Raw genomic sequence first — 15,469 nt, 5'->3', positions numbered from 1 at the left:
CTCACCTATTTTTCTTGTAAAACTTTATCGTACAACGCTTCATATTGGTTTACAATCGTATTAGAAGCAAAATGCTTTTTTACATGCGCTAGTGAGTTATTAGAAAAAGCATGCCATTTTTTATTGTCATTTAGTAAATCTATCGTATATTTAGCAGCTTTACCGGTATCACCAAGTTCAACAATATATCCAGTTTCTTCATGAATGAGTACTTCTGGTATTCCTCCAATGTTAGTTCCAATCCCGGGTACGCCACATGCCATCGCTTCTAATAAGACAAGACCGAAACTTTCTTTCTCAGACATTAATAACATAATATCGGCAATAGATAAGATATCACTAATATTATTTTGTTTACCTAAAAACTGTACTTTATCTTTAAGACCTAATTCATTAACTAAACGAACCATATTTCCATATTCTGGGCCATCTCCAATAAGTAGTAGTTGGCTCTGAATGTGATCTTGTACTTGTTTAAATGTATGGATAACATCTTGAACTCTTTTTACCTGTCGGAAATTTGAAATATGAATTAACACCTTTTCATTTATTTCGATTCCGTATTGACTCTTTAATTCAAGCATATTTTTTGGATAATATTGATGTTCATTTATAAAGTTATAGATAACTTGAATTGGTTTTTCTGTATCTAACATTCCAATTGTTTGTTGAACCAGACTATCTGATACTGCAGTAACAGCATCAGATTGTTCAATACCATGTCGAATAATCGATTTAAATGCATTGTCAATTGCTAAAACAGTAATATCGGTACCGTGCAGAGTAGTAACGATCTTAACCGGATGTTTTGCGATATCTCTAGCTAGAATTGCACATATGGCATGAGGCATGGCGTAATGTACATGTAATATATCTAGTTTTTCTCGATCTATTACCTCAGCCATTTTTGCAGCTAACGTTAAATCATATGGTGGATACTGAAACACAGGATAGTGACTCATTTCTACTTGATGATAATATACTTTCGGGTAAACTTTATCTAATCGAAAAGGTACACTTGAAGTAATAAAATGAATCTCATGCCCTTGCTCAGCTAATAATTTTCCTAACTCTGTAGCGATGACACCAGATCCTCCTACAGTAGGATAACAAGTAATACCAATTTTTTTCACTGTGTACCTTCTTTCTTCTTTCTTTCTTTTATAATCTCTCTCCAATTTAAATCTCCTCGCTTAAGCCCATGAATAAAAATCTCCGCACCAGCAATATTGGTTGCTAAAGGCACCTGGTAGACATCGCATAACCGCATCAATGCACTCACATCCGGTTCATGTGGTTGAGCTGTTAGAGGGTCACGGAAAAAGATGACCAGATCCATTTCGCTATTTGCAATCATTGCACCGATTTGTTGATCGCCACCCAGTGGTCCTGATTGGAAACGATGCACTTGTAATCCGGTTGCATTTGAAATTTTTAATCCGGTTGTTCCGGTAGCATATAAATGGTGTTTAGATAACACATAGCTGTAAGCAGTAGTAAATTGAATCATGTCTTCTTTTTTTTGATCATGTGCGATTAACGCAATATTCATGACTTCATCCCCTTAATTTTACTTATAATAGATTTTCCAAACCATAAATAAGTTCTTCTAATTCCATTACTCGATGAACACATTCTTTGATTCCATCCATAAAAGAAGCACGATTCATTGAATCATGTCGTATCGTTAACGTTTGTCCTGCTCCACCAAAGATTACTTCCTGATGTGCTACTAACCCTGGAAGACGCATACTATGTACACGCATACCATCCATATCAGCTCCTCGTGCACCAGGTATTGTTTCTTCTTCGTTCGGATGGCCTTGTTTTTTACTTTCACGAACTTCTTTTATTAATTCTGCTGTTTTCTTTGCAGTACCAGATGGTGCATCTAATTTTTGATCATGATGCTTTTCTAAAATCTCTACATTAGGGAAGTACTCTGCAGCCATTTTTGAAAACTTCATCATTAACACAGCTCCGATTGCAAAATTAGGCGCAATAATACATCCTCGTTTTTGTTTTTTAGCTAGTTCATTCAGTTCAATTAATTGTTCATCTGTAAATCCAGTTGTACCTACTACAGGTCGAACTTTATGCTGCAATGCGATCTTTGTATGTTTGTATCCAACTTCTGGTGTAGTTAAATCTACAAACACATCCGCTTGATGTTCATTTAAACAAGTTTCAATATCTGTGTAGATCGGTATTTGAAGATCGTTCGAAAAATCATCTAAATCCGATAGTTTATATCCATCATATTTATGATCTAAACAAGCCAGAAGACGGAAGGATTCTTCTTTTGTAATCATTTGTACTGCCTCATGTCCCATTTTCCCTCTAGGTCCAGCTACAATTATATTTATTGACATTATTAATCATTCTCCTTTATCTATTCTTGTCCATCGATCTTTATCGCGTGTTTCAAATTTCTCTATAGATTGTTGGAAAGCATCAGACAACTGAAAATCCAGTGAATTTGCTAAGCAAGCGAGTACAAATATAATATCGCCAACCTCTTCTTCCACCGTTTTTATATTTTCTGTTGCTTTTTTTGGTTTTTCTCCATAGTAATGATTTATTTCCCTCGCAAGTTCTCCGGTTTCTTCACTTAGTCTTGCCATTAGTGCTAATGGAGAAAAATAACCTTCTTTAAATTGAGATATGTAATCATCGGTTACTGATTGAATGTCTTCAATATTATGTACACGTTTTGTCATTAGAACTCGCCTCCATCTTCCTTATTACCCTTTAATGGTAGCTAAAAGACAACGTTTTGACAAATAATAGGTTTTTTAGATTTATTGTTTGTTGATTAGATTTTGACTATAATTAGATTGGTTTGGTATTTTTCGAATAATCGGCTTTAGGAGGATAGGATTATGTTTGGATTGAAATTAAAAAATATTGGTTTTATATTACTCGGTTCAGCAATATTTTCATTTGGAGTTGTTCACTTTAACATGCAGCATAACCTTGGTGAAGGTGGATTTACAGGGATTACGTTGCTTTTATATTTCTTATGGGACGTTGATCCAGCAATCAGTAATTTAGTACTTAATATCCCCGTGTTTTTTATAGGATGGAAATTGTTAGGTAGAAATACTTTTATGTATACTGTGATTGGTACGTTTGCAGTTTCTTTCTTCCTTTGGTTATTTCAATTAAATACTTTTCCAATTCATTTGGAGAACGACATGACGTTGGTAGCTTTATTTGCTGGAGTTTTTATTGGGATAGGTCTTGGAATAATCTTCCGGTACGGTGGTACTACCGGTGGAGTAGATATTATAGCACGAATAGTAAATAAATATATCGGGTGGAGTATTGGTAAAGCAATGTTTGTTTTTGACTTCATCGTTATCGTAACATCTATTTTTGTTATTCTTGACCTGGCCCAAGGTATGTATACACTTGTAGCTGTTTACATAGGTGCTAGAGTAATTGACTTTATTCAAGAAGGTGCATATTCCGCTAGAGGTGCAATAATTATATCCAACTCTAATCAACAAATTGCTAATGAGATCATGGAGAAGATGGATAGAGGAGTTACGATCTTAAATGGCGAAGGAAGTTATTCGAAAGAAAAAAGAAATGTACTATACTGTGTTGTAGCTCGAAATGAAATTGTCCGCTTAAAATCAATTATTGAACAAACTGATCCTCATGCATTCGTATCGCTAACAACTGTACATGATGTCATGGGTGAAGGTTTTACATTAGATGAGAACAAAAAACCAATCGAAATCTAGTCGAATGCAAAAACACCCATATGGAAGATAAAAACTCCATTTGGGTGTTTAATTTATTTATTATTCACGATTTGCCGCATAGATAAGAATAAATCTTACTAATTCAGCTACAGCTACAAGTGCTGCCGCTACATATGTCATTGCTGCTGCATTTAACACTTTCTTCGTTTCACGTTCTTCATCGTTCCGTATAACACCTGCTGAAATCATTTGGGTCATTGCTCGATTAGATGCATCAAACTCAACAGGTAAAGTAACAAGTTGAAATAATACTGCTGCTGCAAAGAAAATAATTCCAAACAGTAATAAATTAGTCGCACTGAATATAATACCTGCGATAATTAAAAACATGGAAATATTTGATCCAAAGTTTGCCACTGGTACTAATGCACTTCTAAATTTTAAAAACGCATATTCCTGTTGATCTTGAATAGCGTGTCCAACCTCATGTGCAGCTACAGCAGAAGATGCCATTGAACGCCCGCTATAAATCCCTTCAGATAAATTAACGATTTTCTTACGTGGATCATAATGGTCCGTTAATGTACCTTTTACCCTGCCGATTTGGACATCGTATAATCCATTATCATCTAAGATCTTACGAGCAACATCTGCTCCGGTCATACCGGAGGATGTTGGTTTCTTTGAGAATTTTGTATAAGTGCTTTTTACCTTCGCTTGAGCAAGCATTGGTATAATCATTAACAAAGCAATGTAAATTAAATATGCTCCTAGCCCCATTTTCCATTCCTCCATTTATTATCTCTTAAGGTCAATTTTAGTCAGGTTCCTTTCTTTAGTCAACTGATTTGTCGTTTTTACGAGCTTTACTTTCACCTTTTACTTCTGCTTTATATTTTCTCCAACTTACATAAGATAATGTACCGATAATACATCCACCTACAATTATAACTCCTAAAGAAAAGGGGGAAAGTACCATACCACTATGAATTATTGAATAAGAGGATAAACTACTTGCTGCAACGGAGTGAACGTCAAAAAAGAAAATCCCTATGAACACTGTAGTCATCAATCGGACAAGTCGTCGCTTTCTGTCTCCCATAGAGATCACCTCATCCATTTTTCTTGTTATTCCAGTGTATGATGAGATGATAGTTCATATGTCAGTTCTTCGTTCTTTGATGAATCGTAAGCCAATAGGCGATACTAATGGAAAGAATGCTTAACCAAAACGTAAAATAACCTATTTCATTTGTAAATGAGGAGAGACTTCCATACATTGGCATATGCCCGAATACATAGTCTATAATATCATTATGCAATACGACAATACTTGCTAATGCCAAGTGTTTCAGCTTTATTTTATAAAACGGTGCATACAATAGTCCTTGAACTGCCATACCTAAATGAGATGCCATTAACATATATCCTGTAGGATGAAGATATCCATCTACATAAAGTGTAAGGAGATTCATCACTACTGCCCAAATACCGTATTTAAATAACGATACAATAGCTAGCGCTTCTATAAAAGGAATATTTCTCCCAAATAAGAAGAACAGTAGAAATACTGTAAAGAATAAACTCGCTGTTGGGCTATCTGGTACAAATGGAATAAAAATTGGTGGTGTTATCTCTAGTTGCCACCCATACCAATAATATCCATATATCGTTCCGAATAAATTGATAATAAACAAGGAAATTATAAATTTTTTATCTTGTAGTATGTATCGAATCATGATAATAATGCCTCTCTTTTATGTGGAAAAACACCTTTACCTATGAAAGGCAAAGGTGTTTTTCCTATAATTTATTCAGTTTCTTCATTTACTGAAATAATAAATTCAGCTAATTGATCTAACTCTTCTTCAGAGCCTTGGAACTGATCAGCAGGCATGGACCCAATACCATCAGTAGCGATTGTCATAATCTCTTCTTTAGAATAGTCAATACCAACTAGCGCTGGTCCTGCACCACCTTCAAGTTCTCCGCCATGACAAGACAAACAGCTATTTTCGTATGCAGCATAACCTGGATGTTCTGTGTCTATAGAAACCTCAGATTCGGGAACAGGTTTGTTTGCTTCTGCACGGCCTTCCCAATCTACTACAGCAGCTGACGTATACGTTAACCAAATAACAGAAGCTAATGCTAAAAGCATCATACCTACTGCAATTGGTCGTTGGTGTGGTCGTCTTCCTGGTCCTTTATCTAGGAATGGTGCAAGTAATAATGCACCAAACGCGATTCCAGGTAAAACAATGATACCCATTAATGTCCAATCTCCACTAGCAAATTCATATTTCAATAACTCGTACAAGAATAAAAAGTACCAATCTGGTAGAGGTATATATGCAGCATCAGTTGGATCAGCCACTCCTTCTAGAGGAGATGGATGCGCAAGTGTTAAACACAAGAAACCAACAAGGAATACTGCTCCAGCCAACCATTCTTTTAATAAAAAGTTGGGCCAAAACGCTTCAGTTCTACCAGGATACTCCGAATAATCTTTCGGTACATTTGGTTTTCTCTCCGCAGAAATACGAGAATCTCCTACGAATTTCATACCTTTACCCTTATGCATTGGTTGCCCTCCTTTTTATAGTGGTCCTGAAATACCTTGTCTACGGATGAGAATAAAGTGTACTGCTAATAGTGCAAATAATACACCTGGTAAGAAGAATACGTGAATCGCAAAGAATCTAGTTAATGTTTGCGCTCCAACAATCGTTGCATCTCCAGCTAGCAATGTTTTTAATTGTTCTCCAATAAACGGTACTTGTTCTGCAATTTCTAGACCAACTTGAGTTGCGAAGTATGCTTTGTTATCCCATGGTAATAAATAACCTGTAAAACCTAAACCTAACATTACAAAGAATATAAGCACTCCGACTATCCAGTTAAGTTCACGTGGCTTTTTATATGCACCTTGGAAAAATACACGTAAAGTATGTAGTAATAGCATTACGATAACAACACTGGCACCCCAATGGTGCATTCCGCGTACAATTTGTCCATGTGCAACTTCTGTTTGTAAGTAATATACAGATTTCCATGCATTCTCAATATCTGGTACATAGTACATTGTTAGGAACATGCCAGATAAGATTTGAATAACTACTACGAAGAATGTTAATCCTCCAAAACAGTAAACAAATGCGGAAAAATGATGTGCGGGATTAACATGTTCCGGCACTTCATGATCAGCGATATCGCGCCATATCGGCGTAATATCAATGCGGTCGTCAATCCAATCATAAATCTTTTGTAACATTGTTCATTACGCCTCCCCGTATGGTTTTGCTTCGCCTAGGAATAGCATGCCATCCCTTACTTCCTGCTCATAAACATCTAATGGTTGTAACGGTGGTGTACCAGGAACGTTTGTCCCATCTTTGTAGTAACGACCGTTATGGCAAGGACAGAAGAATTCATTTGGATAACTTTCATTACCTTCCCAAGAAACTACACAACCTAAATGCTTACAAACTGGGGAAAAAGCTACAATTTCATCATTATCATTTCGATATACCCATGCTGAGCGATTTACTTCTGATTCATACCAACCATCTACTTGGTCAATTGTCCAATCAATTCGTTGTGGATCAGATGTGATATCATCGACAGCTAAACCTACATTTGCCAAGTCTCCGCCTTCAGTACTTTTTAAGACTGGGTCAATTGCCATTCTTACTGGAGAAATAAGCAGTCCAGCTGCCATAAAACCCCCTACACCAGTAAGTGTATAGTTTAAAAACTGTCTTCGGGATACTTGCTGTTTTTCATCACTCATGTTATTCCCCCCTCTTTACAATAATCACGGACATCATTAGATTAAATTAGATTACTAGGACAATACCAATGATAGCGCAATCTTATAATCCGGTCAATATATAATCGAAGGCATATGCAACAATTCGTATAATATTGTGATATTTTTTGACATCCGTTTACCAGAATGATCTTATCAGTTCTACAGTTTGCCCTACCTGCTCTCGAATTATGCGTTGTATTTCATTTGAATTAGAAGAATCCAGTTGAATAGAAGGTAACCATACTACTTCTCCTTCTAAGTTTTGTGATTCTTTTCTCCAGCTAGGATCAAAAGTAATAAATATAACATGTTCAAATGGCAATTCCTTAACATGGCTTGTCCATTGATTAATACGTTGTACTTCTGCTTTTTTATCGGTCGTTTTTAGATATGTATAATTAGGAGTTAATAATACTCTCCCCATTAATTCCTTTTCCAGTTCCTTAACCATTAAGTTCATCTCTTCATATTGACTGGAAAGTTTTTTTGCTTCATTTGTGTTTACTAACTGAAATGGGCTTAACGGAATTATCAACGTATCAACAAATTCTTTCGCTCCATCATATGTATTAATATCTTCTCTTATCCATTTCATGCGACTGCCATCCCTTCTACTGCTTCCTCGTTCGTATTGTATCATTTTTTGAGATAAATTGTTATAGTTATCCAATTGATTCAATAACTAGAAAATCATTAAAATGCCGAACAAAATTTAATTTCGTTCGGCATTTTCTCTATACTTATTTTTGACGATTTGATGACAATTTTTCTAATTTTTTGGAGAGTTTGTTAAAAAGTTCTTTATCGCCATTATCTAATGCTTGATCAATATCGAAAATAATTTTGTTCCTCTTCTGTTCAAATAGTAAGTGATCAAGTAAATTATTTGCGGTTTCTTTGTCATCTGTTGTTAAGTAGTAATCCTCTGGAATGAAGGGGTTCTCTTCCAAAACAGATGCATAATAAGAATGTTGATTTGATTTTCGAAAGTTCAGCTGTACATAGAGCGGTTCGTTTTGATTTAAACGAATATCATGAAACGATTTCTCTGCATCAGTTGTCACTAAGTGATTCTTATAAAACCGAAATGGTACTTCATCAGAACAATGACTAGTCATCATAATACCTCTTGGGCAATATTTTACGTCTCTAACAAAGTGAACATTCGCCAACAAATCACTATGGTTAACTAAATAATTTAATATCCACACACTTTCCCGTTTCTTTAACCGGTAATGATTAAGAAACCATTGAATAAAACTCTTCTTATCCTTGGCAGTAACTGGCGACAGCATTCCCTCTCCCCTCTCCACAATTAAATAAAGTGAATCTCCAAATCAGCAGAAAGGCATTTTATCCCCTTCCTGTTTTCATGAACTAATCAGGGTATGAACGTCTCTTATCTCTCTCTTACCTCATTATAACTTTATTTATGTTTTGAGGTAGAAGTTTTTAGGGACGATTGGACCTTGAATAAGGTTCATTGTTCTACATCGAGTTTTAGACGCTCCGTATAAGAAACAACATCTTCATCCATTGGTTCTTCTGTAATATACTTTTCAAATACGTGGATTGCTTCCTGAATACGCCCTTCTTCTGTTAAGAAATATCCATATTCTTTTAAGAAGTCGCTATCTTGTTGTAAGCTATTATATGCTTCTTGATAGCTGTTTAATGCATCATCAAACAATTCTAATTCAACATTTGCCTTTGCATGTTCCCAATCATAGAGTGGATCATCTGCACCTGCTTGTTTAATGGATGTAATTAACTCTACAATATCCTCGTAAGCATCACGTGATTTCAATAGTTCAATCATAAATAAAATAGCTTCTTTATAGTCGGGTTCTAGCGCTATAGCTTGTCTAATATAATTTTCGCTCTCTTGATTATAGCCAAGCTGATGGGCAATATCACCTGCTGTAAAGAATAACTCTTTTTGATATTCATCTCTTTCAATACCTTTTTTCACCATTTTATATGCTTCTTCTAACATACCTTCTTCTACATATACCTTAGCGAGTTGTTCATATACAGTATGATAATCACTATCGAGTTCTAACACATGTTCCCAAGCTTTTATAGCAATATCATTTCTATCTGCTTGATGTGCTGTGATCCCATGTTTAAACAATTTATCTGGATCTGGGTTTTCTTCTTCTTTAAAATAGGTTAAAGCTTTTTCATATTCACCAACCGCTGCCAGTGCTTCACCCAATCGATCCTCAATATTAATATGACCAACACTGGTTTGTTTTGGAATTACTTTTTCATAATACGTAATTGCTTTAAGATATTCTCCTATTGAGAAGAATAGCTCACCTAAGGCAAAATCAATAATCACTTCGTTTGGAGCTAGTTGTTTTGCTTCAAATAGCTTTTGCTCAGACACTTCAAACAGGCCCTGTGCCTGATATAAATCAGCCAGTTGTACTAAAGCTTGAATATATCCAGGGTCATCATGATCAATCTCATTCAAAATCGCAATTGCTAACTCATCTTCTTGCGATTCAATGAAAATATCTGATAAAGATAATTTTAAATCTGTTTCTTCAGGATATTTTTCTAATAATTTTTCTAGTATAGTTCGTGCTTCTATTAAAAAACCCCACTGTAAATACAATTCTGATATTGTATATAGTTCATCATCACTTGCAATCTTTTCATATTCTTTTAACCTTGCAATTGCTTGTTCTGTTTCGTTGTTCTCTGCTAACTGCATTGCCTCTTGAATGGTATTCATTGGAACACCCTTTCTATCTTCATTCATATCTATCAAGTTTAATCATACAGAAAAGAACTTCATCCTTCAAATAACGCGCTTAGAGTACAATGCGCAAGCTCAAGACGTGGATGGTTCAGTTGTTTTGTTATCAAAACCAAACAAATTTTATAATTTCTTGGAATGAGAAAAACCCAGCGGAAAAGGATAAACATATCCTTTCATAGCAGGGTTAATCCATACATAATCTTATTTTAATATAGACTGTAAATCATTGACAAAGTTAGGGTATGAAATACTTATACAATCAATATTATCTACGGTTACGTTGTCTTTCGTAACTAATGATGCAATAATTCCCATCATGGCGATTCGATGATCGTCATAAGATTTGAACTTACCACCTTTTAGTTGCGCACTCCCCTTAATAATCATTCCATCTTCTGTGGGAGTTACATCCGCTCCAAGTTGTGAAAGATTTTCAGAAACCGCGAGCAATCGATCTGTCTCTTTTATTTTTAACTCTTGTGCATCTTTAATAATCGTTGTTCCTTCTGCTTGAGTCGCTAATAACGCCAGAATTGGTATCTCATCGATAAGACGAGGTATTGTGTCTCCTTCAATAGTAACACCATGTAATTGGGAACTATTTATAAGTATATCACCTATTTTTTCGCCTCCAACAATACGCTCATTTTCAATTGTAAGCTTAGCCCCCATTTGAAGAACAACATCGATGATGCCGGTTCTCGTATTGTTAAGTCCAACATCTTTTAATACTATTTCACTTCCAGGTACTATACATGCTGCAACAATGAAGAAAGCAGCTGAAGAAATATCACCAGGTACTTCTACGTGACAGCCTTGAAGTTCATCCATTTTTGAAATGGATGTTGTATGACCATCTGTATTTATATTTGCTCCAAATGCTTGTAACATTGTTTCAGTATGATTTCGAGTTGGTGTTTTTTCTCGAACTACTGTAGTATTCTCTGAATGTAATCCTGCTAAAAGCAAGGCAGACTTCACTTGAGCACTTTTGACTGGTAAGTCGTATTCAATCGAATTTAATGTTGTCCCTTTTATGGTTAGAGGTAAATAATTTCCTTGCTCTTTACCATCAATACTCGCTCCCATTAAACGAAGTGGATCAACAACTCGATTCATCGGCCTTTTAGAAAGCGATGCATCACCATATATTCTGGTATTAAATGGGAGTCCAGCTAGTAAACCTAACATTAATCGAGTCGTTGTTCCTGAGTTTCCAAAGTCTAATTCCTTTTTTGGTTCGATTAGTCCACTTATACCAGTACCTTCGATTGTAATATTAGATCCATTTTTTTGAATCGGTACACCCATTTCTTTGAAGGCATTGATCGTACGCATACAGTCTTCCCCATCTAAAAAATTGGTTACAGTTGTTGTCCCTGTTGCGATGGAACCAAAAATGATCGAACGATGAGATATCGATTTATCCCCAGGTACTTTAATTATTCCATGAAGAGAACCAGAGATTGGTTGTAATGTTATTGGATTCATCTCTACAACTCCCTTTTCTTAATTTTGTATCATTGTCTCATATCCTAAAGAAGTGAGTTTGTTCGAACTTTCTATTTGTTCTTTTTGGGTATGGAAACTTAGTCTTAACACTCCAGTTATTCCTTCACGTACTTCTAGGATTTCGATGTTCTTAATACTGAAATTTTCATCCGCTAATATTTGTACAACTTTAGCTATAGCACCAGATTGGTCATGAATATCTACATAAACATCATAAAAAGATGGAATAGCACCTTGTTCCTTTTCGGATAAACCATCTCGATATTTTTTAGCGCTATCTAAATAATCCAGTATTTCATTTTTCTCATTTGTTTCTATTAGCAATTTCAAATGACTCATCTCTTGTATCCAGTCTTCTAAAAAATAAGACATTTTTGATTGATTATGATGAAAGATATCCTGCCACATCTGAGGGTTACTCGATGCAATTCTAGTTATATCTCTAAATCCACCAGCTGCAAGATTTGGTAAGTATGCATGCGTTCGTTCCCATTTTTTTGCTTGATGAACAAGTGAAGATGCAATCAAATGTGGAAAGTGAGAGATAACTCCTGTCATCTCGTCATGCTCTTCTGGTTTTAAAACTAAGAATTTACATTTAGTTGTTTGAAGTACCGATTTAATTATTTCTATTTGTTCTAAAGCTTCATCATCTAGAGGAGACAATACATAGATCGCATTTTCAAAAAGATGCGCTTTAGAAGCTTCAATTCCTCGTTTGTGTGAACCCGCCATCGGATGCCCGCCAACAAATGTAATGTTTGGATTTTTGACTTGTTGTGCTGCTGTTAAAATTGCCCCTTTCACAGAGGCGGTATCCGTTACAATTACCTGTTTTGAAAATTCCACTTGATCTAGTTCTTCAATCATCTTAATTGTTTCTGTAATTGGTGCGGCTAAAATTATTATATCTGCGCTTTGGGCAATACTTTGTAAGTTAGTATCGTAATCTGAAATGATTCCAGTATCTTTGGCATATTTTAAAGATAGTTCGTCTACATCAAAGCCAATTAATTTATGGTCTGAATAATTTCTGATTGCTCTTGCTATAGAGCCTCCAATTAAGCCTAATCCTGCTATTAATATCGTTTGTTGTTTCATGCATACACCTATCCTAGTTCATGATCAAATTGTTCTAACGCTTTTTGTAATTCTTTCATATCGTGTTCTTTACCAATCGTTACTCGAATGGTTTTTGGTATACCTAATAGTTCACCTGGTCGAACGATAAAACCAAATCGAAGTAAATACTCATAGACGTCCATCCCGCTGGTCGGTGTTTTTACCAATAGGAAGTTAGCTTCCGAATCATAGTAACCCCAGCCTAATTCTTCTAGAAAACGTTGGAATTCTGTTAGGTTTCTATAATTCTCTTGATTGGTATGTTGAATAAACTCTTGATCTTCCAGTGCATATGAAGCTGCTTTTTGAGCTACTGAGTTCGTGTTAAATGGCCCACGAACTTTATCTAATGTTTCGATGATGTTTGCGTTAGCGATACCATAACCAATACGTAATCCAGCTAATCCATAAGCTTTTGAAAACGTGCGAAGCACAATTACATTACTATAGGTATGACGCAACTGTAATGCATCTAATTCTTTATCGGATTGCAAATATTCATAGTACGCTTCATCTAATACGACAAGCACTTCTTTTGGACATTGATCTAGGAAAGAAATAAGCGCATCTTTTGAGAACGCAGCTCCTGTCGGGTTATTGGGGGTACATAGCCAAACAATTGCAGTGTGATCATCTATCGTAGCTAGCATCTTATCCAACTGATGATAACCTTCCTCGTCTGTTGGGATTTCTTTAATTTCTCCCCCCTCAATAAGCGAGTAATGCTTATACTGTGGAAATGTTGGAGTAGCCATAACAACATTCGATCCAGGGACAATATAGGAGCGACATAATAATTGAATAATTTCCTCAGAACCACTACCAAAGATAATTTCTGTTTCATCAATGTTTAAATTTCTTGTTAAAGCAGTACGTAAATCAGAGGTGTAACCGTCAGGATAAATATGAAAATCAAAATTTTCTGCTTTTAACGCTTCAGAAACCTGTTCAGAAAATCCATATGGATTTTCGTTCGATGCCAATTTTACAATATAATCTAGTTGATAGTCTTTTTGAATATCTTTTGTTTGCTTACCTTGCTTGTAAGGACTCAACTGTTTTAAGATTTCTTTACCTTGCATATCTATTCGCCTTCCTTTTGTAGCAAATCTGGTCGAAGTTTCACAGCATTATTATGAAACACATGATGGATTTCTTGTTGTGCTTTATCCGTTCGAATAACCATCATCACTCTAATACATTTGGATAAACTATTTGGCACATCGATCTCTGTCATACACATAACAGGTACATATTTCCAACTATCATCTATTTGCCTTAATGCTTTGGCTGGAAACCCAGCTGTCACATCTTTAGTCACTGAGATAAATACATGTGACACATCGTCAGGTTTAATGTTGTTCTGTTCTACCATATCTTTAACAAGTTTTTTTGTTTGCAAGACGATTTCGTCTGCTTCGTTTTCTTGGATAGTTGTTGCTCCTCGTACACCTCTCGTCACAGTTTCTCCATCCTTTCTTGATAGGTCTGTAAATGATGTTTTATCATTGCATTTTCTAATGAGACAGTTACTGGACTTTCCACTTCTTTCAAAAGAACCATCTGTATTTTGCCGCCAATTGATTTTTTGTCTGTTTTCATAAGCTCCATTAGCTTTGTGATTTCTTCTTCAGAAATAGAAAGGATAGGATAGTTATTATCTTTTAACCACTGATACAACTGGTAAAAAGGTAGCTGCACTTGAAATTCTTGTTCACTGACATGAAGCGCAAATAAAAGACCATTTGCAACTGCTTCACCATGGGTGATGTTCCCATACCCGTGTATGGTTTCTAATGCATGACCTAATGTATGTCCTAGATTGAGAAACTTTCTTATATCTGCTTCTTTCTCATCTTGCTCTACAATCCTAGCCTTTACTTGAATTCCTGCTTTCAAATATATTTCTAGCTGATGAGGTTTGATTGATACTAATGAATGATCCAATAAAGAAAGAAACATTTTTTGATTTGCAATTAACCCTTCTTTTACAATTTCAGCATAACCACTTCTAATCTCATGAGGTGGTAGTGTTGACAAAGTTTCTACATCATAAATTACGGCAACGGGCGGAAAAAAACTTCCGATTAAATTTTTTCCCAAATGATGATTAATTGCGACTTTTCCTCCTACGCTGCTATCGTGCGCGAGAATAGTTGTCGGAACTTGAATATAATCAATACCACGCATAAACGTCGCAGCAACAAAACCAGCTAAGTCACCTACAACTCCTCCACCTAATGCAATGATTAATGACTGACGGTCTAAGCCATTCTTGAGAGCTTCCGTTTGCAAACTATAAAACTTATCGATACTTTTTGAATTTTCTCCAGAAGGAATGGTGAAATGACAGATGTTTTCATCAGTTGGAAATCCCTGTAAGACATCTTTAAGATAACGACTTCCTACGTGGTCATCCGTAATAATAAATATATTTGTATATTTTTTATTTATATATGTGCTTATTTGGTATCTTAGTCCTTGACCAATATAGATTGGATACGAGGAATGGTTTGATTTTACTGTCATTTCTTCCAT

General features: G+C 35.5%; 19 protein-coding genes. 1 reads left to right on the top strand and 18 read right to left on the bottom strand.

Features of this window, described 5'->3' with window-relative positions; genetic code table 11:
- Positions 1-5: 5 nt before the first annotated feature.
- The 4 genes from bshA to ABC346_RS13540 are packed head-to-tail and all read right to left on the bottom strand — an operon-like array spanning position 6 to position 2,720.
- On the bottom strand, positions 6-1,133 hold the full coding sequence (bshA, locus tag ABC346_RS13555) for an N-acetyl-alpha-D-glucosaminyl L-malate synthase BshA (protein ID WP_413236557.1): 1,128 nt from the start codon (positions 1,131-1,133) through the stop codon (positions 6-8).
- Complete coding sequence (mgsA, locus tag ABC346_RS13550; RefSeq protein ID WP_413235345.1) at positions 1,130-1,552, bottom strand: methylglyoxal synthase; 423 nt, start codon at positions 1,550-1,552, stop codon at positions 1,130-1,132. The genes bshA and mgsA overlap by 4 nt, the downstream gene beginning before the upstream one ends.
- Positions 1,553-1,574: 22 nt before the next feature.
- Positions 1,575-2,372 carry a 4-hydroxy-tetrahydrodipicolinate reductase gene (gene dapB / locus ABC346_RS13545; RefSeq protein WP_413235344.1) on the bottom strand — a complete coding sequence of 266 codons (798 nt, stop codon included), beginning with the start codon at positions 2,370-2,372 and terminating at the stop codon, positions 1,575-1,577.
- Between the two features lie 6 nt (positions 2,373-2,378).
- Positions 2,379-2,720, bottom strand: coding sequence for a nucleotide pyrophosphohydrolase (locus tag ABC346_RS13540; protein ID WP_413235343.1), 342 nt, complete (start codon positions 2,718-2,720; stop codon positions 2,379-2,381).
- 162 nt (positions 2,721-2,882) lie between these two features.
- Between ABC346_RS13540 and ABC346_RS13535 the strand changes: the two genes are divergently transcribed.
- Positions 2,883-3,752 carry a YitT family protein gene (locus ABC346_RS13535; protein WP_413235342.1) on the top strand — a complete coding sequence of 290 codons (870 nt, stop codon included), beginning with the start codon at positions 2,883-2,885 and terminating at the stop codon, positions 3,750-3,752.
- 60 nt (positions 3,753-3,812) lie between these two features.
- Here the strand turns inward: ABC346_RS13535 and ABC346_RS13530 are convergent, their stop codons facing one another.
- From ABC346_RS13530 to aroB, 14 genes are all read right to left on the bottom strand, one after another.
- Positions 3,813-4,493: a zinc metallopeptidase gene (locus ABC346_RS13530; protein ID WP_413236556.1), complete on the bottom strand. Its 681-nt coding sequence runs from the start codon at positions 4,491-4,493 to the stop codon at positions 3,813-3,815.
- 55 nt (positions 4,494-4,548) lie between these two features.
- A complete protein-coding gene (locus ABC346_RS13525) occupies positions 4,549-4,815 on the bottom strand; it encodes a sporulation protein YpjB (RefSeq protein WP_413235341.1) in 267 nt (88 codons plus the stop codon).
- 61 nt (positions 4,816-4,876) lie between these two features.
- Positions 4,877-5,452, bottom strand: coding sequence for a lipoprotein heptaprenylglyceryl N-acetyltransferase LhaT (gene lhaT, locus ABC346_RS13520; RefSeq protein ID WP_413235340.1), 576 nt, complete (start codon positions 5,450-5,452; stop codon positions 4,877-4,879).
- A gap of 71 nt (positions 5,453-5,523) precedes the next feature.
- Entirely contained in the window at positions 5,524-6,297 is a 774-nt protein-coding gene (locus ABC346_RS13515; RefSeq protein ID WP_413235339.1) for a menaquinol-cytochrome c reductase cytochrome b/c subunit, read from the bottom strand.
- Between the two features lie 15 nt (positions 6,298-6,312).
- Positions 6,313-6,987: a menaquinol-cytochrome c reductase cytochrome b subunit gene (gene qcrB / locus ABC346_RS13510; protein ID WP_413235338.1), complete on the bottom strand. Its 675-nt coding sequence runs from the start codon at positions 6,985-6,987 to the stop codon at positions 6,313-6,315.
- Positions 6,988-6,993: 6 nt separating this feature from the next.
- Positions 6,994-7,506 (bottom strand): QcrA and Rieske domain-containing protein, encoded by a 513-nt coding sequence (locus tag ABC346_RS13505; protein WP_413235337.1) that lies wholly within the window; start codon positions 7,504-7,506, stop codon positions 6,994-6,996.
- 157 nt (positions 7,507-7,663) lie between these two features.
- On the bottom strand, positions 7,664-8,122 hold the full coding sequence (locus ABC346_RS13500) for a YpiF family protein (protein WP_413235336.1): 459 nt from the start codon (positions 8,120-8,122) through the stop codon (positions 7,664-7,666).
- Between the two features lie 145 nt (positions 8,123-8,267).
- Positions 8,268-8,822, bottom strand: a complete 555-nt coding sequence (locus tag ABC346_RS13495; RefSeq protein ID WP_413235335.1) for a ReoY family proteolytic degradation factor — start codon at positions 8,820-8,822, stop codon at positions 8,268-8,270.
- A gap of 185 nt (positions 8,823-9,007) precedes the next feature.
- The gene (locus tag ABC346_RS13490; protein WP_413235334.1) at positions 9,008-10,270 is read right to left on the bottom strand and encodes a tetratricopeptide repeat protein; all 1,263 of its coding nucleotides are present in this window, start codon (positions 10,268-10,270) and stop codon (positions 9,008-9,010) included.
- Positions 10,271-10,498: 228 nt separating this feature from the next.
- Entirely contained in the window at positions 10,499-11,788 is a 1,290-nt protein-coding gene (aroA, locus tag ABC346_RS13485; protein WP_413235333.1) for a 3-phosphoshikimate 1-carboxyvinyltransferase, read from the bottom strand.
- A gap of 18 nt (positions 11,789-11,806) precedes the next feature.
- Complete coding sequence (locus tag ABC346_RS13480) at positions 11,807-12,910, bottom strand: prephenate dehydrogenase (RefSeq protein WP_413235332.1); 1,104 nt, start codon at positions 12,908-12,910, stop codon at positions 11,807-11,809.
- An 8-nt stretch (positions 12,911-12,918) separates the two neighbouring features.
- Positions 12,919-14,013, bottom strand: coding sequence for a histidinol-phosphate transaminase (gene hisC / locus ABC346_RS13475; RefSeq protein ID WP_413235331.1), 1,095 nt, complete (start codon positions 14,011-14,013; stop codon positions 12,919-12,921).
- Positions 14,014-14,015: 2 nt separating this feature from the next.
- Positions 14,016-14,393 carry a chorismate mutase gene (gene aroH / locus ABC346_RS13470; protein WP_413235330.1) on the bottom strand — a complete coding sequence of 126 codons (378 nt, stop codon included), beginning with the start codon at positions 14,391-14,393 and terminating at the stop codon, positions 14,016-14,018.
- Positions 14,390-15,469, bottom strand: a complete 1,080-nt coding sequence (aroB, locus tag ABC346_RS13465) for a 3-dehydroquinate synthase (protein ID WP_413235329.1) — start codon at positions 15,467-15,469, stop codon at positions 14,390-14,392. The genes aroH and aroB overlap by 4 nt, the downstream gene beginning before the upstream one ends.

Source organism: Oceanobacillus phoenicis (assembly GCF_047238145.1).
Taxonomy (GTDB): domain Bacteria; phylum Bacillota; class Bacilli; order Bacillales; family Amphibacillaceae; genus Oceanobacillus.
Note: the sequence above shows the minus strand (reverse complement) of the source record. Positions and strands in the feature narration are given on the sequence as shown.

Coding starts and splice junctions, on each gene's coding strand:
- mgsA (WP_413235345.1), bottom strand. CDS start 1,552: ATGAATATTGCGTTAATCGCACATGATCAAAAAAAAGAAGACATGATT.
- dapB (WP_413235344.1), bottom strand. CDS start 2,372: ATGTCAATAAATATAATTGTAGCTGGACCTAGAGGGAAAATGGGACAT.
- ABC346_RS13540 (WP_413235343.1), bottom strand. CDS start 2,720: ATGACAAAACGTGTACATAATATTGAAGACATTCAATCAGTAACCGAT.
- ABC346_RS13535 (WP_413235342.1), top strand. CDS start 2,883: ATGTTTGGATTGAAATTAAAAAATATTGGTTTTATATTACTCGGTTCA.
- ABC346_RS13530 (WP_413236556.1), bottom strand. CDS start 4,493: ATGGGGCTAGGAGCATATTTAATTTACATTGCTTTGTTAATGATTATA.
- ABC346_RS13525 (WP_413235341.1), bottom strand. CDS start 4,815: ATGGGAGACAGAAAGCGACGACTTGTCCGATTGATGACTACAGTGTTC.
- lhaT (WP_413235340.1), bottom strand. CDS start 5,452: ATGATTCGATACATACTACAAGATAAAAAATTTATAATTTCCTTGTTT.
- ABC346_RS13515 (WP_413235339.1), bottom strand. CDS start 6,297: ATGCATAAGGGTAAAGGTATGAAATTCGTAGGAGATTCTCGTATTTCT.
- qcrB (WP_413235338.1), bottom strand. CDS start 6,987: ATGTTACAAAAGATTTATGATTGGATTGACGACCGCATTGATATTACG.
- ABC346_RS13505 (WP_413235337.1), bottom strand. CDS start 7,506: ATGAGTGATGAAAAACAGCAAGTATCCCGAAGACAGTTTTTAAACTAT.
- ABC346_RS13500 (WP_413235336.1), bottom strand. CDS start 8,122: ATGAAATGGATAAGAGAAGATATTAATACATATGATGGAGCGAAAGAA.
- ABC346_RS13495 (WP_413235335.1), bottom strand. CDS start 8,822: ATGCTGTCGCCAGTTACTGCCAAGGATAAGAAGAGTTTTATTCAATGG.
- ABC346_RS13490 (WP_413235334.1), bottom strand. CDS start 10,270: ATGAATACCATTCAAGAGGCAATGCAGTTAGCAGAGAACAACGAAACA.
- aroA (WP_413235333.1), bottom strand. CDS start 11,788: ATGAATCCAATAACATTACAACCAATCTCTGGTTCTCTTCATGGAATA.
- ABC346_RS13480 (WP_413235332.1), bottom strand. CDS start 12,910: ATGAAACAACAAACGATATTAATAGCAGGATTAGGCTTAATTGGAGGC.
- hisC (WP_413235331.1), bottom strand. CDS start 14,013: ATGCAAGGTAAAGAAATCTTAAAACAGTTGAGTCCTTACAAGCAAGGT.
- aroB (WP_413235329.1), bottom strand. CDS start 15,469: ATGGAAGAAATGACAGTAAAATCAAACCATTCCTCGTATCCAATCTAT.